Source organism: Pseudomonas sp. rhizo66 (assembly GCF_031931925.1).
GTDB lineage: Bacteria > Pseudomonadota > Gammaproteobacteria > Pseudomonadales > Pseudomonadaceae > Aquipseudomonas.
Genome location: NZ_JAUJWZ010000013.1, coordinates 44,392 through 68,748, shown reverse-complemented (window position 1 = coordinate 68,748; position 24,357 = coordinate 44,392). Strand labels below are relative to the sequence as shown.

The window sequence follows — 24,357 nt, the reverse complement described above, 5'->3', positions numbered from 1 at the left end:
TCGCGAATGGTTTTCAGACCAAATCAAGATAATGGCAATCAGCCAAATCTCCAGTGAACGAATACCCTCAAACCCGCGTCATACACCTCCTTGGGCTACCGTAGGAAAACTACCGCCTAGCCGTACGATTAGTCCTTACCACCCTATCCATGTTTAACTTGAACGTTCATTCAAGTTAAACCGGTGGTTCGCTGCCCGCTCACAACAGGAGGCTTGCCTTTGCTGAGTCCGATCATTTCAGCCACGTTTCAACCCCTCGAGGTGCACGTTTCATGAGTGCATCGTCTACCCCCGCCAGCGGTCTGGTACGCATGAATCCGCCGGTGTTCTATTTCGCCGCGACGGTCATTCTGCTGTTTGGTCTCGTTGTTATCGCCATGCCTGAGCAGGCAGGCGCCTGGCTGCTGCAAGCGCAAAACTGGGCGGCCAATACGGTCGGCTGGTATTACATGCTCGCGATGACCCTGTATCTGGTCTTCGTGGTGGTCACCGCCTTATCTGGCTACGGCAAGATAAAGCTCGGTGCCGACCACGACGAACCCGAATTCAGTTACCTGTCCTGGGCCGGCATGCTGTTCGCCGCCGGGATCAGCATCACGCTGTTCTTCTTCTGCGTCTCTGAACCGCTGACCCATATGCTCCAGCCGCCGCAAGGCGAGGCGGGCACGGCGGATGCGGCCCGTCAGGCGATGCAGATTCTGTTTTTGCACTGGGGCCTGCATGGCTGGGGCGTGTTCGCCTTTGTCGGTATGGCGCTGGCCTACTTTGCTTACCGCCACAATCTGCCGCTGGCCCTGCGCTCGGCGCTGTATCCGCTGATCGGCAAACGCATCAACGGCCCGATCGGCTACGCGGTGGACGGCTTCGGCATCATCGCCACGGTGTTCGGTCTGGGCGCGGACATGGGCTTTGGGGTGCTGCACCTCAACTCCGGTCTCGACTACCTGTTCGGCATCGCTCACACCCAGTGGATTCAGGTCGGCCTGATCACGCTGATGATGGGCGCGGCGATCATCGTGGCCGTCTCCGGGGTCGATAAAGGCGTGCGCGTGATGTCCGACATCAACATGCTGCTGGCCTGTGCGCTGCTGCTGTTTGTGTTGTTCGCCGGTCCCACCCAGCACCTGCTCAACACCCTGATCCAGAACTTGGGCGACTACCTCGGCGCCCTGCCGATGAAGAGTTTTGACCTCTACGCCTACGACAAACCGAGCGACTGGCTTGGTGGCTGGACAGTGTTCTACTGGGCCTGGTGGATTGCGTGGTCGCCGTTCGTGGGCTTGTTCATCGCACGTATTTCCCGTGGCCGCACCATCCGCGAATTCGTCTTCGGCGTGCTGTTGATCCCGCTCGGTTTCACCCTCGCGTGGATGTCAATTTTCGGCAACAGCGCGCTGGATCAAGTGCTCAACCACGGCATGAGCGCGCTGGGCATGTCGGCCATCGACAACCCGTCGATGAGCATTTACTTGCTGCTGGAAACCTACCCGTGGAGCAAAACCGTCATCGCCGTGACGGTGTTTATCAGCTTCGTGTTCTTCGTCACCTCTGCCGACTCCGGCACCGTGGTGCTCTCGACGCTGTCGGCCAAGGGCGGCAACCCCGACGAAGACGGGCCGAAATGGCTGCGAGTGTTCTGGGGCGCGATGACGGCGCTGATCACCAGTGCGCTGCTGTTCTCCGGCAGCATCGATGCGCTGAAATCGGCGGTGGTGCTGACGTCTTTGCCGTTCTCGCTGATCTTGCTGTTGATGATGTGGGGCCTGCACAAGGCGTTCTATCTGGAGTCGCAGAAGCAGATCGCGCAATTGCACTCGCTGGCACCGGTCTCCGGTTCACGGCGCGGCACGGGCGGCTGGCGACAGCGCTTGAGCCAGGCTGTGCACTTCCCGTCGCGTGACGAGGTGTACCGCTTCATGGACACCACGGTGCGCCCGGCGATTGAAGAAGTGACGGCGGTGTTCGTCGAGAAAGGCCTCAACGTGGTCACCCAGCCTGATCCGGCGAATGACAGCGTCAGCCTCGAAATTGGCCATGGTGATGCGCATCCGTTCATCTATCAGGTGCAGATGCGCGGCTACTTCACGCCGTCGTTCGCGCGTGGCGGCATGGGTTCCAAGCAACTTAACAATCGCCGCTACTACCGTGCCGAAGTGCATCTGAGCGAGGGCAGTCAGGACTACGATCTGGTCGGCTACACCAAAGAGCAGATCATCAACGACATCCTCGACCAGTACGAACGGCACATGCAATTCCTGCACTTGGTGCGTTGATCGGTGGTTGGGCGCCGGGTCTGCTCAGGACTCGGTGCTCAGCACCATGAACAACACCATCGCCGCCACCGGCACCCCGAACACCGCGCTACCAATGGCTATTTCCGACCCTGCGGACTGGCCGGCATGCACCACCCCCACCGCACCATTAATCACCGTCAATGCCAGCCACAGGGCGGCGAAGCCGTAGGCCATGGTCTGACGGCTGAAGCCGATGCGTTCGCCGATGTAGAGCATCAGGGCGAGCAGGATCAGACCGAAGAAAATGATGATGGCGGTGTGCATGGCGGATTCTGCCTGGTGGAGGTGCATTGCCTGAAGGATCGCTTTCGCGAGCAGGCTCGCTCCCACAATGGATCCCGGCTGGACATAAATTTCATGTACACAGGAAATCCCTGTGGGAGCGAGCCTGCTCGCGAAGGGGCCACCTCGGTGTTCTTTAGAGCATAGCCAATCCAGCCTACTGTTCTTTTATCTGACCATTGATAGTTTGTGGCTAGTGCGCGATGTTGATTCGCAGAACAGAGTTAGCTCTCAAATGACGATCAATTTCAGGATGTGTCGTTTGAATTACTCCCCGAGAGTTACGCCTATAGTTGCCGACATTAAATGGCTTGAAGAATGGGTTTCCTATGAAATTCCCGGTCGTTCTGCACAAGGATGTCGACTCAGACTACGGCGTGATCATCCCGGATGTACCGGGGTGCTTCTCTGCGGGCACTACGGTCGCTGAGGCGTTTGAGAATACTCAGGAAGCATTGGCGCTTCATTATGAGGGTTTGGTCGCCGACGGCGCGCCGTTGCCGCAAGTGCGGGACATTGATGCTCATCTCGATAATCCGGATTACGCGGGAGGGATCTGGGGTGTGGTCGATTTTGATATCACCCCGTATTTCGGTAAGTCAGTGCGTTTTAACGCCACGCTGCCGGAGCAGTTGCTTGAGCGTATTGACCAGACGGTCCGTCGTGACCAGCGCTATCGCTCCCGCTCCGGTTTTCTCGCGGCGGCTGCCTTGCGCGAATTGTCGGTATAGCGAAGTCAGGTGCTTTCGCGCTCTATGACTTGGCACTGCAGCAGGTTGAGTCGTTGCACTTCGTCGCTCGGCAATACCCCAAGACTTTCCAGTACGCGGGTTGCGGCCAGTACGCCGATCTCCAGTGCCGGTGGTTTGATGGTGCTCAGGCTGGGCAAAAGCATCTCGGCGAACGGGTAATCGCCGAAGCCAAGAACGGCGCAGTCTTCGGGGATTTTCAAACCCGCGCGTTGCCCGGCGAGCAGACCGCCGGCGGCGAGGTTGTCGTTGGCGAAGATGATTGCATCGGGGCGCGGGGATGCGCTCATCAGGGCGTCCATCGCCTGTTTGCCGGCCTCGAATGGTGCACGATCAGCGTCAGGGGCGAAGATCCACGGCTCCAGGCCGGAATTTCGTAAGGTCGCCGCGTAACCATCGCGGCGCTCCAGTGCGCTGAAGTCGCCCGCAGCGCTGTTCTGCACGAAGGCGATACGTTGGTAGCCTTTTTCCAGCAGATACTTCGCCGCCGTTACGCCCACTTCAAAATGCGAAAAACCAATCTGCATTGGCTCGCGATCCGGCTGGTAATCCCAGGTTTCGATCACCGGAACTTCGGCCTCGGCAATCATCTTTTCCGTGCCCGCACTGTGAAAGTGACTGGTCAGCACCAACGCCGCCGACGACCAGCCGAGAAACGCACGCACGGCGTTTTCTTCTTGTTCAGTGCTGAAGTAACTCGACGCCAGCAACAGCTGATAGCCATGGCGGCTAAGCGTGTCGCTGAAGCCTTGAATGGTATTGGCGAAGATGGGCCCGGAGATGTTCGGGATGACCATGCCGACGATTTTCCCCCGCGCCGAGGCCAGCCCGCCGGCCACCAGATTCGGCACATAACCCAACTCGGCCACCACCGCCGCAATCCGCTCGCGACGCTCGGGCGAAACCTGCTCCGGCTGATTGAAGTAGCGCGACACGGTAATCGCCGAAACCCCGGCTTGGCGCGCCACGGCATTCAGCGTTACACGTCCGGCGCCACGACGTTTGCGGGGCTTTTCTTCGCTCAAGGGTCGATCCTTCTTAAAAACAAAATCGCATATAAAAGTAATTTTTCAGTATTGGACGATCTATGTGCAGCTTGCCAATACTGTCGATGGTAGCGCTAACAAAGCGCGCTGTCTGCTACTCGCTCGAGCGAATGCCCAAGACACCGATTCAGGCGCTGTCGTCGCAGAACGGCAGCGGTTCAGGGCCAATTTCGAGCGGGCATACATGCACAATATTCCTGGGGCGACACACACTGGCGCAGTCGATTCGCGCCGCCGGCTGGGTATTCACGGGGTTGGCGGCGCTGCCGTTGCCCAACGCATTCGCTGCCGAGAGCAGTGATCAGGAACCCACTCTCAAATCTGTGACCGTCACCGCCACGCGCCGCGAAGAGTCGCTGCAAAAAGTGCCGGTGGCGGTCTCGGTGATCGACGGCGAACAGCTTGAGCGCGACAACCGCAACGGCGTGGCGAGCATCGTCCAGCAAGTGCCGTCGCTGAATTTCCGCACCGGCGCATCGAACAAGGACACCTCGTTGTTCGTGCGCGGCGTCGGTACGATTTCCACCTCTCCCGGCGTCGAGCCGACCGTGGCGACGGTGATCGACGGCGTGGTCTATGCGCGTCCGGGGCAGTCCACGCTCGACCTGCTGGATCTGGAACGCGTCGAAGTATTGCGTGGCCCGCAAGGCACGCTGTTCGGCAAAAACGCTTCGGCCGGTGTGCTCAACATCACCAGCAAGGCACCGACCGCCGAAACCCACGGCTACATCGATCAGTCGTACTACAGCGGCAACGAAAGCCGCACCCGTTTCGGCATTGGCGGCAGCCTGATTCCGGAGACGTTGAAAGGCTCGATCAGCACGCTGTTCGGCACCTACGACGGTAACGTCGACAACCAGCACAACGGTCAGGAGGTCAACGGCTACAACCATCGCGGCGTGCGCGGCAAACTTGAATTCACGCCGAATGACGACGTCACCTTCACCCTGATTGCCGACTACATGCAGTCCCACGACGACGGCCCCAACGGCGTGGTCAGCAAGTCGCTGACACCGGCCTTCGCCAACGCGCTGAGCCCGGTCAATGCGAGCAGCCACAACCGCGACATCAACACCGACACCCGCAGCCATGTCGAGGACATCAACAAAGGTTTGTCCGGCCAGCTCGATTGGCAACTGGGCGATTACACCCTGACCTCGATCACCGCGTGGCGCGGTTGGGACAACACCCAGTATCAGGATGGCGACCGACTCGGCACCGTGTCGGCTGCGTTCCCCGGCACGGCGGACAAGGGCTATCTGGCCTTCGATCAGTACTCGCAGGAACTGCGTCTGGCCTCACCGAAAGGTGAATTCCTTGAATACGTCGGCGGCCTGTTCTACATGCACGGCAAGGATGACGAGACCTATCAGCGCACGCTGACAACGACCACACGCACCGATCGCGGCGTCGCCGATTACAGCACCACCAGCGACAGCTACGCAGCATTCGGCGAGGCCACGCTGAACTTCACCTCGGATTTGCGCGGCATCGCCGGCCTGCGCTACACCCACGATGATCTCGAATACGATCACCGCCGCGTTTCCACTTCGGCGACCACCGTCAGCGGCATTCAACCGGCCACCAGCAGTTCCGGTTCGGTGGACGAAGACGGCTGGTCCGGCCGCCTCGGCGTGCAGTACGACCTCAGCGATACCGTCACTACTTACCTGACCTACTCGCGCGGCTACAAAGGCCCGGCCTACAACGTGTTCTTCAACATGCAGCCGCGTGACACCGAAGCGCTGAAACCGGAGACCTCCAACACCTGGGAGGCGGGGATCAAAGCGACGAGCTGGAACAATCGCCTGACCACTAATCTCGCGGTGTTCCACAGCGACTACGACAACTATCAGGCGAACTTCTTTGACACCGTCGCCGGGCAAGTGGTGACGCGCCTGATCAACGCCGGCAGCGTCAGCAGCGAAGGCGTCGAACTCGATTACGCCTTGCAGGCCACCCAACAATTGAAGCTGTCCGGCGCACTGGCCTACACCCGCGCACGCATCGATGAATTCGCCTGCCCGGCGGGCGCGGCGGCGTCGTGCAACGTCAACGGCAAACCGCTGCCGTTCAGCCCGGACTGGAAAAGCTACGTGCGCGCCGACTACAGCATCCCGCTGGATAACGGCCTGGATATCGAACTGGGCACCGACTACAGCTGGCAAAGCGAAGTGCAGTACGACATCAGCCAGAACCCCGACACCAGGCAGGGCGCCTACGGCCTGTGGAACGCCAGCGTCGCCTTGGCCGATTACAGCGATGGCTGGCGCGTCACGCTGCTGGGCAAGAACCTCACCGACAAGTCCTATTCGCCACTGCTCGCCAGCGGCGGCAATTACATTTATCGCGCCGTGCCTCGGGATGACGAGCGCTACTTCGGTGTGCAACTGCGCAAGGATTTCTGACGATGAGCAGACAGTTGAAACTCGGCGCGTTCCTCATGGCCACCGGGCACCACGTGGCGGCGTGGCGTCATCCTGATGTGCCAGCCAATGCGGGTCTGGATTTCACCCATTACAAGCGACTGGCGCAGATTGCCGAGGCGGCGAAGTTCGATGCGCTGTTTGTCGCTGACAGCGTTGCCGCGCCGACTCAGGACATCGCCAGCCGCATGGCACGTTCCGATCACTTCGAACCGCTGACACTGCTCTCGGCACTGAGTGCGGTGACCGAACACATCGGCCTGATCGCCACGGCGACCACCAGTTACAACGAGCCGTACCACGTGGCGCGCAAATTCGCTTCGCTCGATCACCTGTCGGGTGGCCGCGCGGGGTGGAATCTGGTGACGTCGGACAATGCTGCCGAAGCGCTGAATTTCGGTCGTGACGAACACATTGGCCACGCCGAACGCTACAGCCGTGCTCGCGAGTTTCATCAAGTGGTCACCGGGCTTTGGGACAGTTGGGAGGACGACGCTTTTGTGCGCGACAAGGCGAGCGGGGCGTATTACGACCCTGGGAAATTGCATGTGCTGGATCACGCTGGCGAGCACTTCCGGGTCAAAGGCCCGCTGAACCTCGCGCGCTCGCCGCAGGGGCGCCCGGTGATTGTTCAGGCCGGCTCTTCCGAAACCGGGCGCGAACTGGCGGCGCAGACGGCTGAAGTGGTGTTCACCGCGCAAACTTCGTTGGCCGGTGCCCAAGCGTTTTACGCCGACCTCAAAGGACGCTTGCCCAAGTACGGTCGCAGCGCTGACTCGCTGAAAATCATGCCCGGGGTTTTCGTCGTGGTCGGACGCACTGAAGCTGAAGCGCAGAAAAAATGTGAAACGTTTCAGCAATTAGTCGAACCCGAAGTTGGCGTCGCGTTGCTTGGGCGTATGCTGGGCAACTTCGATTTGTCGAAGTACCCGCTGGACGGGCCGCTACCGGAATTGCCGCTGACGGAAAGTGGCCAGCAGAGTCGGCAGAAATTGCTCACTGAGCTGGCCGGGCGGGAGAAGCTGAGCCTTGCCGAACTGGGTCGCAAGATTGCCGGCGGGCGCGGGCATTACAGCCTGGTCGGCACGCCGGAGCAGATCGCTGATCGCTTGCAGCAGTGGTTCGAACAAGGCGCGGCGGACGGCTTCAACGTGCTGGTACCGCACCTGCCGGGCGGGCTCGAAGACTTCGCCAATGGCGTGGTCCCGGAACTGCAACGGCGTGGGCTGTTCAGAACCGAGTATGAGGGCCGGACGTTGCGCCAGAACCTGGGTCTCGCTCGACCCGGCAATAGATTTTTGTAGCGCCCAATCGCTAGCCTGCTAGCGAAGCAGTCGACACCCCATTCAAGACAGACAAGAGAGGATTCGATGACTTACACCGCTGCCGAAAACCGCTACGACTCCATCCCTTACCGCCGCGTCGGCCGCAGCGGTCTGGTGCTGCCGGCGCTGTCGCTGGGCCTGTGGCACAACTTCGGCGACAGCACGCCGATCGACACCCAGCGCGCCTTGCTGCGCACCGCGTTCGATCTGGGCATCAACCACTTCGACCTGGCCAACAATTACGGCCCGCCGTACGGCAGCGCCGAGATCAATTTCGGTCGTTTGCTGCGCGAAGATTTCAAGCAATACCGCGATGAGCTGATCATCTCCAGCAAGGCCGGTTGGGACATGTGGCCCGGCCCCTACGGCCAGGGCGGTGGCTCGCGCAAATACGTGCTGGCCAGCCTCGACCAGAGCCTGCAACGCCTCGGTCTGGACTATGTGGATATCTTCTATTCACACCGCTTCGACCCGGACACCCCGCTGGAAGAAACTGCCAGCGCCCTCGCCACTGCGGTGCAACAGGGCAAGGCGTTGTACATCGGTATCTCGTCGTACTCCGGGGTGAAAACCCGTGAGATGGCGGCGCTGCTGAAAGAGTGGAAAGTGCCGTTGCTGATTCATCAGCCGGCGTACAACCTGCTCAATCGCTGGGTGGAAAAGGATTTGCTCGATACCACCGATGAACTCGGCACGGGCGTTATCGCTTTCACCCCGCTGGCGCAAGGTCTGCTCACCGACAAATACCTCAACGGCGTGCCGGCAGATGCGCGGGTCAATCGGCCGGGCGGTGGTTCATTGCAGGCTTCGCACCTGTCCGATGCCAACATCGCTCATGTGCGGGCGCTGAATGAAATCGCCAAGCGTCGTGGTCAAAGCCTGGCGCAACTGGCGCTGGCCTGGACCCTGCGTGATCCACGGGTGACGTCGGCGCTGATCGGCGCGAGCCGGCCGGAGCAGATCATCGAGAACGTCGGGGCGTTGAAGAATCTGAGCTTCAGTGCTGAAGAGCTGGCGGAGATTGACCGGTTTGCCCAAGAGGGCGGGATCAATCTTTGGGAGAAGCCTTCGACGGCGGAGTGAGTCACCCTCACCCCAGCCCTCTCCCAAAGGGAGAGGGAGCCGACCGAGGTGTCTGTAGCCATACATCGACCTGAAATACCGAGTCGATTATGGATTCAGCAAAGTAATATCAGGTCGGCGTACCTCCAAAGCATCCCCCATTCAGTCCCCTCTCCCTCGGGGAGAGGGTTAGGGTGAGGGGCTTTTGCTGTTCAAGGCTCAGCGAAAAAACGGCACATCCCCCAACACCGTCGCCCGCTGCATCACCCGCCGTGCCGGGCGGTAATCGTCTACCGCGTAATGCTGGGTCACGCGGTTATCCCAGAACGCAATATCGTCTTTCTGCCAGCGCCAGCGAATGGTGAATTCCGGCCGCGTCGCGTGGGCGAACAAAAACTTCAGAATCGCCTCGCTCTCGGTGTCCGACAGCTCATTGATCTTTGAGGTGAAGCCTTCATTGACGAACAACGCGCGCCGCCCGCTGACCGGATGTGTACGGATCACCGGGTGCGACAGCGGTGGATTCTTGCGTCGTGCCTCTTCCCACTGCGCCAGCGCTTGCGGTGTGTTGCCATAGCGCTCCAGCGGAAACGAGCGAGTGAAATCGTGAGTCGCGGTCAGCCCTTCAAGCAAGCCTTTCAGCGGCGCCGACAGCGCTTCGTACGCAGCAATGCCGCTGGCCCACAGTGTGTCGCCACCAAATTCCGGCAGCAGCTTGGCACTGAGCACCGCGCCCATCGCCGGGGTCGGCAGGAAGGTCACGTCGGTGTGCCAGATCGCGTTGTCGCGCACGTCGGTGACGGCGGTGTCGAGGATCAGCACTTCCGGTTGCTCCGGTACGTTCGGGTAGATCGGGTGAATGTGCAGATCACCGAAATAGGCGGCGAAGCGCGCCTGTTGCGGCGGCTCGATTGGCTGGTTGCGGAAGAACAACACTTGATACTTGAGCAGCGCCTGCTCGATGGCATCGCGGTGTTCCAGGCTCAGTGGCTGGCTGATGTCGACGCCGCTGATCTGTGCGCCGAGGGCTGAGCTTAACGGGGTGATGTTCAGGCTGCTCATGGTCTTTCTCTTCAATTGCGGTCATCACCCTATGTAGGAGCTGCCGAAGGCTGCGATCTTTTGATCTTGATCTTTTTAAAAACAAGATCAAAAGATCGCAGCCTTCGGCAGCTCCTACACGGGGATTCAAAAACGGGATGCTTTAGTGAGCCTGGCCGTGCCACGGCACCAGTTTGCGCTGCAGGGCGCGCAGGCCCATTTCCATGGCGAAGGCGATCAGGGCGATGACCAGAATCCCCAGCACCACGACATCGGTGACCAGGAACTGCGCGGCCGACTGCACCATGAAACCCAAGCCGCTGGTGGCAGCAATCAGTTCGGCCGCAACCAGCGTCGACCAGCCAACCCCCAGACCAATGCGCACGCCGGTGAGAATGTCCGGCAGGGCGCTGGGCAAAATCACATGGCGAATCAGTTGTGCGCGAGTGGCGCCCAACGACTGCGCCGCGCGCAATTTCGCCGGATCCACGGTACGTACACCGGTCGCGGTGGCGATGGCAATCGGCGCGAAAATCGCCAGGTAGATCAGCAGCACTTTCGACAACTCGCCGATGCCGCACCAGATCACGATCAGCGGCAAATAGGCGAGCGGTGGAATAGGGCGATAGAACTCGATCAGCGGATCAAGCACGCCACGGGCGATGCGATTGGCGCCAATGGCAATGCCCACCGGCACGGCGGTCAGAATGGCGAAGCCGAGGCCCAGACCGATGCGGCTCAGGCTCGCGCCGAGGTGCTGCCACAGCGTCGAATCCATGTACCCGGTGGTTGCCAGCAACCAGCCTTTTTGCAGAACGGCGGACGGTGGCGGCAGGAACAGCGGTTCGATCAAGCCGCTGGCGGTGACCGCCCACCAGATGGCCAACAATGCAAACAACGTCAGCAAGCTGATCCAGCGTGTGCTGAGACTGCGGCGTACGGGAATGACCGTCGAAGCGCTGACCGGTTTTACCGCAGCCGAGGAAACGTCGTAACTGCTCATGCGCGCTCCTGCCGTTGCACGGCGCTGCGTTGCGAGAACACTTTGCTCAGCACGTGTTCGCGGGTTTCGATAAAACGCGGGTCGGATTTGATCGCCCGGGCGGACTCGCCAGCGGCATAGCGCTGACCGAAATCCAGGTGCAGACGCTCAACGATCTGCCCCGGATTCGGTGCAAGCAAAATCAGGTCAGTGGCGAGGAACACGGCTTCTTCGATGTCGTGGGTAATCAGGAAAACCGGTTTGGCGGTGCGCTGCCAGACTTGCAGCAGCAGCTCCTGCATCTGCTCGCGAGTGAATGCGTCGAGGGCACCGAAAGGCTCATCCATCAGCAATACACGCGGGTCGGCGGCGAGGGCGCGGGCGAGGCCAACACGTTGTTTCTGGCCCCCGGAGAGTTGCCAGATACGACGGCTTTCGAAACCGGAGAGATCAACCAGCGCGAGCATTTCACGGGCGATCTTTTCGCGTTTGTCCCTGGCGACACCGGCCAGTTCCAGACCGAACGCAACGTTGGCCAACACGTCCTGCCAAGGCAGCAGAGCGTCGTCCTGGAACACCACGCCACGTTCGGCGCCCGGACCTTTGACCGGCACACCGTCGAGGGTGATGCGCCCGGCGCTCGGTCCGACGAAACCGGCAATCAGGTTCAACAGCGAAGTCTTGCCACTGCCGGACGGGCCGAGGGCCACCAGCAATTGCTGAGGCCCCAGGGTCAGAGAAATATCCGCCAGCACCGGTGTCGGGCTGCCCGGGTACTGTGCGCTGATGCGCTCCAGCTGTAGCAAGGCCATCGCGGTTAACTCCCGATCAGTTAGTGATGTATTTGGCGCTGACGTACGGCGCGTAGTCCGGCAGAACCGCTTCGACCTTGCCTTGCTCCTTGAGGAACGCAGCGGTGTCGGTGATGGCTTTGGTGGTCGGCGCGCCGAGGGTGACGACCTGATCCGCCGCCAGCGGGTAGACGTTGCCTTGCAGCAACAGCGGAATGTCGCTGGCCTTGGCGCCGGAGAGTTTCACCAGTTTGTCGACGTTGGCTTGATCGGCGAGCCAGGCTTTCGGGTCTTTGCGGTAATCGGCGTAGGCGTCGAGGGTGACCTTGGCGAACGCGGTGACGATTTCCGGATGTTTCTCGGCGAAGTCCTTGCGCACGATCCACGCATCAAAGGTCGGCGCGCCAAACTTGGCCAGTTCGCCGGACGTGATCAGCACTTTGCCGTTTTCCTTCGCCACGCCCAGCGCCGGATCCCATACGTAAGTGGCGTCGATGTCGCCACGTTTCCACGCGGCAATGATCGCTGGCGGGGCGAGGTTGAGCACGGTGACTTTCGAAGGGTCGATGTTCCAGTGCTTCAGCGCGGCCAGCAGGCTGTAGTGACCGGTGGATACGAACGGTACGGCGATTTTCTTGCCGATCAGATCTTGCGGAGTCTTGATGCCGGAACCGTCGCGCGCGACCAGTGCTTCGGCGGCGCCGATCTGGGTGGCGATGAGGAAAGTTTCGACCGGAACTTTGCGGGTAATCGCGGCAGTCAGCGGGCTGGAACCGAGGTAGCCGATCTGCACATCACCGGAAGCGATGGCGGCGATGATGTCGGCGCCGTTGTCGAACTTGCGCCAGGCGATGTCGGCTTTGGTGGCTTTTTCGTAAGCGCCGTCGGCTTGGGCAACTTTCGCCGGGTCAACGGTGGTTTGGTAGGCGACGGTGAGGTCGGCGGCCTGGGCCAGAAAACTCGCGGCAGCCAGAGAGGCCACGGCCAGCAGGCGAAGCGGGAAATTCAGTTTCATTGAACAGCTCCATATCAGGCGACCGAGCGTCGGCGTGAAAGGAGACTAAATGATCTAAGAATCGGTAAATAAATAACTTTTTAGAATGAGCTTATGAGCGGAAAAATCTAAGGCGCGGGGGATTGTGGATATTTCGGATCTTGCGTTCGACGTTAGATCTTTGCCCCCTCACCCCAGCCCTCTCCCCCAGGGGGGCGAGGGGGAAAGGGAGCCGATCTTTATGCATTTCAAGGCCTGAGTTCGGCTGGATATTTCAGGTCGGCGTAAATCTCAAGAGCACCTGAATCAGTCCCCTCTCCCTCCGGGAGAGGGCTAGGGTGAGGGGCTTTTAATTGCTGATCGCCAAAATACTCGCCTGATACGAACCGACGAACACGTCGAAATCCCCAACCTCGTTCTGCTCCAGCTCAGCCTGCGCTGCCAGCGACGAACGCGCCAGCTCCTCAAACTTCGCCTGCTCATCCGCCGCCAGTGGCTCGCTACGGAAAAACTCGGCATGGGCCTGGCTCTGTCGCAGCGAGAACTGCGCAAAGCTTTCCTTGTGCTCAGCCATCGCCGCCAGCACTTGCGCCGAAGGTGTCAGGGACGGGTCGCTGACCTTGGCCAGTTGCGCGTCCAGCGCCTTGCTGTGGGCATCGCCGCCATGGCTCTGATCCAGCAACGCCGCCAGTGGCGCGATTTGCTCCAGCAGTTCGGCTGCCCAGGTCTTCATCTCGACCGCTTCACCATCACGCTGCAATTGCAGGCCCGGGCGACGACCTTCCTTGACCACGCTGAGGAAGTTCGACGTCGCGTTGCCGCATGAGGTATTGGTCAGCAACGGGCTGTCGTTCAGCGCGCAATACAGCAGGAAGGCGTCAAGGAAGCGCGACTCGGTGAGGTCGATGCCCATCGGCAGGAACGGGTTGATGTCCAGGCAACGCACTTCAACGTACTGAATGCCACGGGCCACCAGCGCTTGAATCGGCCGCTCGCCGGTATAGGTCACGCGTTTCGGGCGGATGTTGGAGTAGTACTCGTTTTCGATCTGCAGGATGTTGGTGTTGAGCTGCACCCACTCGCCATCCTTGTGCGTGCCGACTTCCACGTACGGCGCGTATGGCGTGGCCACGGCTTTACGCAGGCTGTCGGTATAGCTCGACAGATCGTTGTAGCACGGCGTCAGACCGGCCTGAGCGTTGCTCTGGTAACCGAGGTCGCTCATGCGCAGGCTGGTGGCGTACGGCAGGTACAGCGTGTCGGGATCGAGTTGTTCCAGCTGATGCGAACGGCCGCGCAGGAAGCCTGCGTCCAGCGCCGGCGAGGCACCGAACAGGTACATCAACAGCCAGCTATAGCGGCGGAAATTACGGATCAGGGCGATATAGGACGTCGACTGGAAATCGCGGTCGGTGCCGACGAAACCTTCGGCTTCCTTCAGCAGTGGCCAGAGCTTTTCCGGCAGGGAGAAATTGTAGTGAATCCCGGCGATGCACTGCATGGTCTTGCCGTAACGCAGGGCCAGGCCCTTGCGATAGACGTACTTGAGTTGACCGATGTTGGAGGTGCCGTAATAGGCGATCGGGATGTCTTCCTCGGCCGGCAACGGGCACGGCATCGATGGACTCCACAGGTACTCGTTGCCGAGCTTGCTGTAGGCAAAGCGGTGAATCTTGTCCAGGCTCGCCAACGTGTCGGCCGGATCCGGCAGGGCGGGCGTGATGAATTCCAGCAGCGACTCGGAGTAGTCGGTGGTGATCTGTTCGTTGGTCAGCGCGGAACCCAAGGTTTCGGGGTGCGGCGTTTGCGCCAGGCGACCTTCGCTGGTCACGCGCAGGCATTCACGTTCGATACCGTGCAGGCACTGCTCGAGCAGAGAGAGGTTAGCGCGCTCGCCGAGCAGAGCCAGGCGGCGGTTGAGAAGTTCGCTCAATTTGGATTCCTTCACGCGTCAGTCGCCCCAATATGGGGGTGGGCAAGACGGTCTACAAGGGTGAAGTTGAAACTGGCGTTTTCGCCTGGTTTTTGAGCCACAACGGCCCGTGTCGATTGCCAACTTCACTCCTTGAATCTGGCTATTGCGCGCACGGAAAAGTTCGACGCCGCAGACGCAGCGCCGAAATTAACTCAAATTGATAACGACAAGCTACAGGACAGCGAACGTGCCTTGCGCTTTTGCGACCAGTTTGTCGCCCTGCATCACGTCGGCTTCGACCACCAAAGTACGTCGGCCCGGGTGAATCACCCGCGCCGTGCACATGACCTCACCGTCGGAAACGGCGCGGATATAGTTGATCTTGCACTCGATGGTCGCGCTCTGTTGATCGAAACCGTGGGTGCTGGAACAGGCCAGCCCCATGGCGATGTCGACCAGACTGAACAGCGCGCCGCCGTGCAATTTGCCGCCGCGATTGCGCAGTTCCGGTTCCAGCGCCAGGGCGACTTGCGCCACCCCGGTTTCCAGGCTGTGCAGGCGGCAGCCCAACAGCTTGAAAAACGCGCTCTCGACGAGCCCGGCCGGAATCTCCATCAGCGTTTCTTCAACTGCTTGGCGTTGGCGAACAGCGAGGCCATCGCATTGTTCACTGGCGCTGCTGTCGCGGTTTCCTTGCGCGGCGCGTTGTTCGAAGGCTGGCGCTGGGCCGAGCCCGGACGCGAGCCACGGGCGCCGTCGATTTTCTCGCCCGGGGTGTCGCCCATGCGCATCGACAGACCGACGCGTTTGCGCGGGATGTCGACTTCCATGACCTTCACTTTCACCACGTCACCGGCCTTCACCGCTTCACGCGGATCCTTGATGAACTTCTCCGACAGCGCCGAGATGTGCACCAGACCGTCCTGGTGCACGCCGATGTCGACGAAGGCACCGAACGCGGTCACGTTGGTGACGACGCCTTCGAGGATCATCCCCAATTGCAGGTCTTTCAGATCTTCAACGCCTTCCTGGAACTCGGCGGTCTTGAACTCCGGACGTGGATCGCGGCCCGGTTTTTCCAGTTCCTGAAGGATGTCGGTTACGGTCGGCAGACCGAAGGTTTCGTCGGTGAATTTCTTCGGATCCAGACGCTTGAGGAACGCGGCATCGCCGATCAGCGAGCGAATGTCACGGTCGGTTTCAGCGGCGATGCGCTGCACCAACGGATAGGCTTCCGGGTGAACGGCCGACGAATCCAGCGGGTTGTCGCCGTTCATCACGCGCAAGAAACCGGCGGCCTGTTCAAAGGTTTTTTCGCCCAGGCGTGCGACTTTCTTCAGTGCCGCGCGGGTTTTGAACGCGCCGTGTTCGTCGCGGTGCGTGACGATGTTCTGCGCCAGCGTTGCGTTGAGACCGGAGATACGGGCCAGCAGCGCCACCGAAGCGGTGTTCACGTCTACACCGACGGCGTTCACGCAGTCCTCGACTACAGCGTCCAGACCGCGCGCCAGTTTCAGTTGCGAGACGTCGTGCTGGTACTGGCCGACACCGATGGATTTCGGATCGATCTTCACCAGCTCGGCCAGCGGATCCTGCAGGCGGCGGGCAATCGATACCGCGCCACGGATCGACACGTCCAGATCCGGGAATTCCTTGGCTGCCAGTTCCGACGCCGAGTACACCGATGCACCGGCCTCGGAGACCATGACTTTGGTCATCTTCATCGCTGGGTATTTTTTGATTAGCTCGATCGCCAGTTTGTCGGTTTCGCGGCTGGCGGTGCCGTTGCCGATGGCGATCAGGTCAACCGAGTGCTTGGCGCACAGGGCGGCCAGAATGGCGATGGTCTGATCCCACTTGTTGTGCGGCACGTGCGGGTAAACCGTGGCGTGATCCAGCAGTTTGCCAGTCGAGTCGACCACAGCGACTTTGCAACCGGTACGCAGGCCCGGGTCGAGACCCAGCGTCGCGCGCGGGCCGGCCGGGGCGGCCAGCAGCAAGTCGTGCAGGTTGTGCGCGAAGACGTTGATCGCCTCGGTTTCGGCGCCGTCACGCAGCTCGCCGAGCAGGTCGGTTTCCAGATGGGTGTAGAGCTTGACCTTCCACGTCCAGCGCACCACTTCACCGAGCCACTTGTCGGCCGGGCGGTTCTGGTTCTGGATGCCGAATTGCTGGCCGATCATGCCTTCGCACGGGTGCATGGTGCCCGGCAGTTCGTCGCCGACTTTCAGCGCGGAGCTGAGAATGCCTTCGTTGCGGCCACGGAAAATCGCCAATGCGCGGTGCGATGGCATGCTTTTCAGCGGCTCGTCGTGTTCGAAGTAATCACGGAACTTGGCGCCTTCCTCTTCCTTGCCAGCGATAACGCGGGCACTGAGGGTCGCTTCCTGTTTCAGGTAGTTACGCAGTTTCTCCAGCAGGCTGGCGTCTTCGGCGAAGCGTTCCATCAGGATGTACTTGGCGCCTTCGAGCGCAGCCTTCACGTCGGCCACGCCTTTTTCGGCATCGACGAAGCGTGCGGCTTCGGTTTCCGGGGTCAGGTTCGGGTCGTTGAACAGACCGTCGGCCAGGTCGCCGAGGCCGGCCTCCAGGGCGATCTGGCCCTTGGTGCGGCGCTTCTGCTTGTACGGCAGGTACAAGTCTTCGAGGCGGGTCTTGGTGTCAGCAAGTTTGATGTCGCGCTCAAGGGCAGGGGTGAGTTTGCCTTGCTCCTCAATGCTGGCGAGGATGCTGATGCGCCGTTCGTCGAGTTCTCGCAGGTAGCGCAGGCGCTCTTCCAGGTGACGCAACTGGGTGTCATCGAGGCTGCCGGTGACTTCTTTCCGGTAACGGGCGATGAAGGGAACGGTAGAGCCTTCATCGAGTAGCGCGACGGCCGCTTCGACCTGTTGTGGGCGTACACCGAGTTCCTCGGCAATGCGGCTGTTGATGCTGTCCATAAAACCACCTGACATATTGTGAAAGCAGGCTCGCAGGCACGGAAATAAAGGCCCGGAGTCTGGTTGAGCGGCTAGAAAATTGCCGCTGCCTGGGTCAAAAGGCAGCCCATTGACCCGTGAAATCGAACAATTACTGCGCGCGGTGGGAAAAAAAGCCTGCCACCTGCGGTAACGATTCAGACGTTGCCTGGCACAAAACGCCGCGCATTATAACCAGCGTTCTGTCATTCGGGGGCGTTGCAGTCTGTAGGCATAAACCCCGGTTTTCTGGCAGTGAAGGAAAAATCTGCTAACAATGCACACGGTGCGTATAACGGCAGCTACGCCATAATGCGCGCCGAGCTAAAAGGAGCATCCAATGAGCAGCACTGCACAAACTGCTGAAGGCGAAAAAATTCTCATCGTTGACGACGATCCGGGCCTGAGCAGCCTGCTGGAACGTTTTTTCGTCAGCAAGGGCTACCGAGCCCGTACCGTACCGAATACCGAGCAGATGGATCGTCTGCTGTCGCGTGAGGTTTTCAATCTGGTCGTTCTCGACCTGATGCTGCCTGGCGAAGATGGTCTGACCGCTTGCCGCCGCCTGCGGGCTGCGAACAATCAGATCCCGATCATCATGCTCACCGCCAAGGGCGATGAGATGAGCCGCATCAAAGGCCTGGAGCTGGGCGCCGACGATTATCTGGCCAAGCCGTTCAACCCGGACGAGCTGATGGCGCGGGTCAAAGCGGTTCTGCGTCGTCAGGCTGCACCGGTGCCGGGCGCCCCGGGCAGCGAAGACGAGAACGTCACCTTCGGTGATTACGTCTTGTCGCTGGCCACCCGCGAACTGAAACGCGGCGACGAGGTGCACATGCTCACCACCGGTGAGTTTGCGGTACTCAAGGCCCTGGTGATGAACGCGCGTCAGCCACTGACCCGTGACAAACTGATGAATCTGGCCCGTGGCCGCGAGTGGGATGCCCTGGAGCGTTCCATCGATGTGCAGATTTCCCGTCTGCGCCGCATGATCGAGCCTGATCCGTCGAAGCCGCGCTATATCCAGACTGTCTGGGGCGTGGGCTACGTGTTTGTACCCGATGGTGCCGCCACCAAGTGATCGGTGATTTGTAGGAGCGAGTCTGCAGGTTAGGTCGAAGGGCCATGGCCGCAGACTCGCAATCCGCAATATGCGAGCATTGCTCGCTCCTGCAAGTGTGTAGCGGTTATAGATGAAAACCCCCGTCTGGTTCCCCCAAAGTTTTTTCTCCCGCACCCTCTGGCTGGTGCTTATCGTCGTGCTGTTTTCCAAGGCGCTGACCCTGGTTTATCTGTTGATGAACGAGGACGTGCTGGTGGACCGCCAATACAGCCACGGCGTGGCCCTGACGCTGCGAGCCTATTGGGCTGCCGATGAAGAAAACCGCGCGAAGATCGCTGATGCCGCAACCCTGATCCGGGTCGTTGGCGCTGGTGTGCCGGAAGGCGAACAGCACTGGCCGTACAGCGAAATCTACCAGCGGCAGATGCAGGCGGAACTGGGCGCCGACACCGAAGTGCGTTTACGCATGCACTCGCCGCCGGCGTTGTGGGTGCGTGCGCCCAGCCTCGGCGATGGTTGGCTGAAAGTACCGCTGTATCCGCACCCGTTGCGTGGCCAGAAAATCTGGAACGTGCTCGGCTGGTTCCTCGCCATCGGCCTGCTGTCGACGGCGTCGGCGTGGATTTTCGTCAGTCAGCTCAACCAGCCGTTGAAACGCTTGGTCTATGCCGCCCGGCAGCTCGGTCAGGGTCGCAGCGTGCGGCTGCCGATCAGCGACACGCCAAGCGAGATGACCGAGGTCTATCGCGCGTTCAACCAGATGGCCGAAGACGTCGAGCAGGCTGGACGCGAACGCGAGTTGATGCTGGCCGGCGTGTCCCATGACTTGCGCACACCATTGACCCGCTTGCGCCTGTCGCTGGAGTTGATGGGTGACCGCAACGACCTGACCGACGACATGGTGCGCGACATCGAAGACATGGACGCGATCCTCGACCAGTTCCTCGCGTTTATTCGCGATGGTCGCGACGAATCAGTGGAAGAGGTGGATCTGACTGATCTGGTGCGCGAGGTCGCAGCGCCGTACAACCAGAATGAAGAGAAAGTGCGTTTGCGTCTTGAGCCGATCCAGCCGTTTCCGCTGCGTCGGGTCTCGATGAAACGCTTGCTCAACAACCTGATCGGCAACGCCTTGAACCATGCCGGTGGCAGCGTTGAGGTCGCCGCTTATGTGTCCGGTGACGTCAGTGCGCCGTATGTGGTGTTGAGCGTGATGGACCGTGGCGCAGGGATTGATCCTTCGGAGCTGGAGGCAATTTTCAATCCGTTCACCCGAGGCGATCGCGCCCGGGGTGGCAAGGGCACTGGCCTGGGCCTGGCGATCGTGAAGCGGATTGCTTCGATGCACGGCGGCAATGTTGAACTGCGCAATCGGTCCGGGGGTGGATTGGAAGCGCGAGTCAGGTTGCCGTTGGGGTTGATGTTGCCTCGGGATGCCGTTTAAAACATAAAACCCTCACCCCAGCCCTCTCCCAGAGGGAGAGGGGGCCAGCCGAGGTGTCTGGCGCCATACATCGACCTGAAATTCCGAGTCGATTACGGATTCGGTACAGCAAGATCAGGTCGGCGTATCTCTTAATCATCCCCCTATCTGCTCCCTCTCCCAGAGGGAGCAGACCGAGGTGTCTGGCGTCTACGTCGACCTGAAATTCCGAGGCGATTGTGAATGCGGCACAGCAGGATCAGGTCGGCGTATCTTTTAAGCATCCCCCTATCAGTCCCCTCTCCCTATGGGAGGGTTAGGGTGAGGGGCTCTTGCTCTTCGCTCTAGCCCTTGCCTTTGGTCCGGGTCATGTTCGGCCCGCCATTCTTCTCAAGATGCTCGATGATGATCCCGGCCACGTTCTTGCCCGTGGTGGTCTCGATCCCTTCCAGTCCCGGTGACGAGTTCACTTCCATCACCAATGGCCCGTGATTGGAACGCAGGATGTCCACACCCGCTACGGCCAGGCCCATGACCTTGGCAGCGCGCAATGCGGTCATGCGTTCTTCCGGGGTGATCTTGATCAGGCTGGCGCTGCCGCCACGATGCAGGTTGGAGCGGAACTCACCCGGCTTGGCCTGACGCTTCATCGCGGCGATGACTTTGTCGCCGACCACGAAGCAACGAATATCCGCACCGCCCGCTTCCTTGATGTATTCCTGAACCATGATGTTCTGCTTCAGGCCCATGAACGCCTCGATCACCGACTCTGCCGCCGTGGCGGTTTCGCACAACACCACGCCGATGCCCTGAGTGCCTTCCAGCACCTTGATCACCAGTGGTGCGCCGTTGACCATGTCGATCAGGTCGGGAATGTCATCCGGCGAGTGAGCAAAACCGGTGACCGGCAGACCGATGCCGCGACGCGACAGCAGTTGCAGTGAACGCAACTTGTCCCGCGAACGGGCGATGGCCACCGATTCGTTGAGCGGGAATACCCCCATCATTTCAAACTGGCGCAACACCGCGCAGCCGTAGAACGTCACCGACGCGCCGATCCGCGGAATCACCGCATCGAAGCCTTCCAGCGGTTTGCCGCGATAGTGGATCTGCGGCTTGTGGCTGGCGATGTTCATGTAGGCGCGCAAGGTGTCGATCACTACCATTTCATGCCCGCGCTCGGTTCCGGCTTCGACCAGACGGCGGGTGGAATACAGACGCGGGTTTCGCGACAGCACAGCGATCTTCATGCAACACCTGTGGAAGAGGTAGATACCGGGAACACCGGCTTGTCTTGTACATACTTGATACCCGGATTGACCACCAACTGGCCATCGATCAGGGCTTTGGAACCGAGCAACAGGCGATAGCGCATCGACTTGCGGCAGGCAAGGGTGAACTCGACCGGCCAGACCCGATCACCCAAAGCCAGGGTGGTGCTGATCACGTAGCGCTCCTGGGCATGGCCGTTGGAGCTTTTGATGGTTTTGCGCGTCACCAGCGGCGCTTCGCAACGCCGGTGACGTAACTGCACCACCGTGCCCAGGTGCGCGGTGAAGCGCACCCACTTCTCGCCGTCACGCTCGAACGGCTCGATGTCAGTGGCATGCAGGCTGGAGGTGCTGGCGCCGGTGTCGATTTTCGCTCGCAGGCCTGCGACTCCCAGATCAGGGAGCGCCACCCACTCGCGCAGACCGACAACGGTCAAATGGTCAAATGTCTTCAATAGGAAAAACCAACGATTAACGCGTCCAGGCCTCAGCTGAAACCGGGGCCAACGCTTTGAATGCAGGCTTGGCGAACCAGTAGCCCTGCATCAGAAATATTCCACAGTCCGCCAGGAAGTCCCGTTCACCGGCGCTCTCGATGCCTTCGGCAATGACTGTAACGTCCAACTCCGCACAGATTGTGACAATCCCCCGGACGATCACCTGACGGACACGGTCTTGGTCGACATTCCGGATCAGCGCCATGTCGAGTTTGATCAGGTCCGGTTGGAAATCGGCCAGCAGATTGAGCCCCGAATGACCGGCACCGAAATCGTCGATGGCGGTCTTGAAGCCGAATTCGCGGTATTCACGCAGAATATTGGTCAAATGGCGATAGTTATCTACGTGCTCGCTTTCCAGTGTTTCAAAAATCAGTCGGTCGAGCGGGAAACAGTGTTTTTTTGCCGCCTCGAGCGTACTGCGAATGCACAGCTCTGGACGATAGACGGCGTTGGGCATGAAGTTGATCGACAAGTGTGTCTGCATATTAAGATCGGCCGCGCCTTTGATGGCGCGGGTCCGGCAGAGCTGGTCGAAACGGTAGCGGTTTTCTTCTGTAACCTGATTCAACACAGTGAATGCGCCTTCACCGCTCACCCCACGGACCAGCGCTTCATGGGCGAAAACCGACTGGTCGCGCAGATCGACAATAGGTTGGTAGGCAAAGTCAAAATCGAAGCCCAACGGTTCACTGTGCTGGCAGCCCTGGCAACCGGTGTGGGTCGAGGTTAATGAAGACGGAAATTTTGTCACTCGAGCACCCCCATGCCGATGCACTGGCCAAGATCTGTCTATCGGGAGGGCCGAGTTCTTGCGCCCGACAGAAACGGTAGTACAGTTCCGACTACTGGCTGAACGAGGAATTCAAATGGCACAAAAAAGCGAAGAGGACGACAAGGTCCGTCTCGACAAGTGGCTGTGGGCCGCGCGTTTTTACAAAACCCGTGCCTTGGCCAAGGCGGCGATCGAAAGCGGCAAGGTGCATTGTCGCGGTGAGCGCTGCAAACCTGGCAAAGAGCCGCGTATTGGCGACGAGTTCGAGATTCGTACCGGGCTCGAGGTGCGCACGGTGAAGGTCGAGGCGTTGTCGATTGTGCGGCGTGGTGCGCCCGAAGCGCAGACGTTGTATTCGGAGACTGAGGCGAGTATCGCCAAGCGGGAAGCCGCAGCGGCAATGCGCAAGGCGGGGTCGCTGGGTGTGAGCACCGACGGCAAGCCGAGCAAGAAGCAGCGGCGGGATTTGTTCAAGTTTCGCGGCAGCAGTAACGACGAGTAAGCGCGACGTTCTGTTTTGTTGGTTCTGGCCTCTTCGTGAGCAGGCTCGCACAGGAGATTGCATTCCAATGTGGGAGCGAGCCTGCTCGCGAATCGAGGGCGCAGCCCTCGCCGAAGACAGCTCGGAATCAGGCGCTACGCACCACACTCATCCGCGACACCAGCGGCAACTTGCCCAGCAACGCAAAGATCGGCGCCGTCACCTTCAGCCAGAAATTCGCGGCGTGATAAGCAAACGGCGTGTAGTAACCCCAACCCAACGCCCACACCGCCAGCAGCACGCCGCCGATGTAATCGTCCTGACCCCAATGCGCACCGGCCACCAGACGCGGGAGCATGAACAACAGCGCCAGAGCCCAGATCGTTACAAACTGGCCAGCCGTGCGGCTGAACACGCCCATGAACAGCGCCCAGATCAGCAATACCGAAGCGTGGTCACCAGGGAAACTCTGGCTCGAGCGATCCTTTAGCTCCCAGGTTTTTTCCAGGTGCGGGAAGTAATCGCTGATATGCACCGCGCCTTCGAGCACCATCGACGGACTGCTGTGCTGCCAGTCCATATGGTCGGCGAACTTGGAAAACAGTGCGCGGATCACCACCATCAACAGCAGGATCGAGAAAAAACCGAAGAATGCGCGACGCACCTCAATCGCCTTGAACACCCAGTCGCCCTTGATCAGCAGCGCCAGCAAAATCACACCGACAACGATGTCGAACGGACGCAGACTTGCAATTGCCCAGATGTGGAGCCATATCGGGTTGCTGGCCAGCGGTGCATTGAGCGAGCGGAACAGCCACTCGTCGAAAATCACACACAGCGAGTTGCCCGTAGGCCATAACCAGAAAGCCAGTAGCGCCAGCGGCACTACGTTGCACAGAACCAGCCGGCCGAGGTTCCACCTTGATTGGAACAAACCCGGATTGTTCATAAAATGCCTCCCATGGCTTAACGCTGGCACCAAA

At 60.2% G+C, this 24,357-nt stretch carries 21 protein-coding genes; 8 read left to right on the top strand and 13 right to left on the bottom strand.

Annotation, left to right across the window (positions count from 1 at the left end):
• Positions 1–311: 311 nt before the first annotated feature.
• The gene (gene betT / locus QZR14_RS16685) at positions 312–2,273 is read left to right on the top strand and encodes a choline transporter BetT (protein ID WP_311997209.1); all 1,962 of its coding nucleotides are present in this window, start codon (positions 312–314) and stop codon (positions 2,271–2,273) included.
• A 24-nt stretch (positions 2,274–2,297) separates the two neighbouring features.
• On the opposite strand, the gene QZR14_RS16680 is transcribed toward betT, so the two are convergent.
• Entirely contained in the window at positions 2,298–2,558 is a 261-nt protein-coding gene (locus QZR14_RS16680) for a hypothetical protein (RefSeq protein WP_311997149.1), read from the bottom strand.
• 347 nt (positions 2,559–2,905) lie between these two features.
• Here QZR14_RS16680 and QZR14_RS16675 point away from each other — a divergent pair, with 347 nt between their 5' ends.
• Positions 2,906–3,307, top strand: a complete 402-nt coding sequence (locus QZR14_RS16675) for a type II toxin-antitoxin system HicB family antitoxin (protein WP_311997148.1) — start codon at positions 2,906–2,908, stop codon at positions 3,305–3,307.
• A gap of 5 nt (positions 3,308–3,312) precedes the next feature.
• Here QZR14_RS16675 and QZR14_RS16670 read toward each other — a convergent pair whose 3' ends face one another.
• A complete protein-coding gene (locus QZR14_RS16670) occupies positions 3,313–4,350 on the bottom strand; it encodes a LacI family DNA-binding transcriptional regulator (RefSeq protein WP_311997147.1) in 1,038 nt (345 codons plus the stop codon).
• Between the two features lie 131 nt (positions 4,351–4,481).
• Between QZR14_RS16670 and QZR14_RS16665 the strand changes: the two genes are divergently transcribed.
• The 3 genes from QZR14_RS16665 (at position 4,482) to mgrA (ending at position 9,205) form a co-directional block, all read left to right on the top strand.
• Entirely contained in the window at positions 4,482–6,779 is a 2,298-nt protein-coding gene (locus tag QZR14_RS16665; RefSeq protein ID WP_442967406.1) for a TonB-dependent receptor, read from the top strand.
• A gap of 2 nt (positions 6,780–6,781) precedes the next feature.
• Complete coding sequence (locus QZR14_RS16660; RefSeq protein WP_311997145.1) at positions 6,782–8,101, top strand: LLM class flavin-dependent oxidoreductase; 1,320 nt, start codon at positions 6,782–6,784, stop codon at positions 8,099–8,101.
• A 66-nt stretch (positions 8,102–8,167) separates the two neighbouring features.
• A complete protein-coding gene (gene mgrA / locus QZR14_RS16655; protein WP_123449464.1) occupies positions 8,168–9,205 on the top strand; it encodes an L-glyceraldehyde 3-phosphate reductase in 1,038 nt (345 codons plus the stop codon).
• Positions 9,206–9,403: 198 nt separating this feature from the next.
• Here the strand turns inward: mgrA and tauD are convergent, their stop codons facing one another.
• The 7 genes from tauD to QZR14_RS16620 all read right to left on the bottom strand — a co-directional run bounded on the left by tauD (position 9,404) and on the right by QZR14_RS16620 (position 17,846).
• Positions 9,404–10,246 (bottom strand): taurine dioxygenase, encoded by an 843-nt coding sequence (gene tauD / locus QZR14_RS16650; RefSeq protein ID WP_311997144.1) that lies wholly within the window; start codon positions 10,244–10,246, stop codon positions 9,404–9,406.
• A gap of 142 nt (positions 10,247–10,388) precedes the next feature.
• A complete protein-coding gene (tauC, locus tag QZR14_RS16645) occupies positions 10,389–11,228 on the bottom strand; it encodes a taurine ABC transporter permease TauC (RefSeq protein ID WP_311997143.1) in 840 nt (279 codons plus the stop codon).
• Positions 11,225–12,019, bottom strand: a complete 795-nt coding sequence (gene tauB, locus QZR14_RS16640; RefSeq protein ID WP_250606430.1) for a taurine ABC transporter ATP-binding subunit — start codon at positions 12,017–12,019, stop codon at positions 11,225–11,227. Before tauB ends, tauC begins: the two co-directional genes overlap by 4 nt.
• Positions 12,020–12,035: 16 nt before the next feature.
• The gene (tauA, locus tag QZR14_RS16635) at positions 12,036–13,013 is read right to left on the bottom strand and encodes a taurine ABC transporter substrate-binding protein (protein ID WP_150649930.1); all 978 of its coding nucleotides are present in this window, start codon (positions 13,011–13,013) and stop codon (positions 12,036–12,038) included.
• Between the two features lie 328 nt (positions 13,014–13,341).
• Positions 13,342–14,925, bottom strand: a complete 1,584-nt coding sequence (gene gshA / locus QZR14_RS16630) for a glutamate--cysteine ligase (RefSeq protein ID WP_311997142.1) — start codon at positions 14,923–14,925, stop codon at positions 13,342–13,344.
• A gap of 213 nt (positions 14,926–15,138) precedes the next feature.
• A complete protein-coding gene (locus QZR14_RS16625) occupies positions 15,139–15,522 on the bottom strand; it encodes a PaaI family thioesterase (protein ID WP_250606428.1) in 384 nt (127 codons plus the stop codon).
• Positions 15,522–17,846, bottom strand: coding sequence for a Tex family protein (locus QZR14_RS16620; RefSeq protein WP_250606427.1), 2,325 nt, complete (start codon positions 17,844–17,846; stop codon positions 15,522–15,524). Before QZR14_RS16620 ends, QZR14_RS16625 begins: the two co-directional genes overlap by 1 nt.
• Before the next feature lie 358 nt (positions 17,847–18,204).
• On the opposite strand from QZR14_RS16620, the gene ompR reads away from it, so the two are divergent.
• Positions 18,205–18,945, top strand: a complete 741-nt coding sequence (gene ompR, locus QZR14_RS16615; RefSeq protein ID WP_016986271.1) for an osmolarity response regulator transcription factor OmpR — start codon at positions 18,205–18,207, stop codon at positions 18,943–18,945.
• Positions 18,946–19,057: 112 nt separating this feature from the next.
• Positions 19,058–20,371, top strand: a complete 1,314-nt coding sequence (locus QZR14_RS16610) for an ATP-binding protein (RefSeq protein WP_016986270.1) — start codon at positions 19,058–19,060, stop codon at positions 20,369–20,371.
• 323 nt (positions 20,372–20,694) lie between these two features.
• Here QZR14_RS16610 and rimK read toward each other — a convergent pair whose 3' ends face one another.
• From rimK to rimA, 3 genes are read right to left on the bottom strand one after another with little or no spacing between them, the layout of a single operon-like run.
• Positions 20,695–21,600: a 30S ribosomal protein S6--L-glutamate ligase gene (gene rimK / locus QZR14_RS16605; protein ID WP_007949201.1), complete on the bottom strand. Its 906-nt coding sequence runs from the start codon at positions 21,598–21,600 to the stop codon at positions 20,695–20,697.
• The gene (gene rimB / locus QZR14_RS16600) at positions 21,597–22,076 is read right to left on the bottom strand and encodes a retropepsin-like aspartic endopeptidase RimB (protein WP_123449456.1); all 480 of its coding nucleotides are present in this window, start codon (positions 22,074–22,076) and stop codon (positions 21,597–21,599) included. The genes rimK and rimB overlap by 4 nt, the downstream gene beginning before the upstream one ends.
• A 16-nt stretch (positions 22,077–22,092) precedes the next feature.
• Positions 22,093–22,872 (bottom strand): S6 modification regulatory phosphodiesterase RimA, encoded by a 780-nt coding sequence (rimA, locus tag QZR14_RS16595; RefSeq protein WP_250606426.1) that lies wholly within the window; start codon positions 22,870–22,872, stop codon positions 22,093–22,095.
• A 115-nt stretch (positions 22,873–22,987) separates the two neighbouring features.
• Here rimA and QZR14_RS16590 point away from each other — a divergent pair, with 115 nt between their 5' ends.
• Positions 22,988–23,395, top strand: a complete 408-nt coding sequence (locus QZR14_RS16590; protein ID WP_311997141.1) for an RNA-binding S4 domain-containing protein — start codon at positions 22,988–22,990, stop codon at positions 23,393–23,395.
• A 127-nt stretch (positions 23,396–23,522) separates the two neighbouring features.
• Here QZR14_RS16590 and QZR14_RS16585 read toward each other — a convergent pair whose 3' ends face one another.
• Positions 23,523–24,323 carry a phosphatase PAP2 family protein gene (locus tag QZR14_RS16585; RefSeq protein WP_311997140.1) on the bottom strand — a complete coding sequence of 267 codons (801 nt, stop codon included), beginning with the start codon at positions 24,321–24,323 and terminating at the stop codon, positions 23,523–23,525.
• Positions 24,324–24,357 lie beyond the last annotated feature (34 nt).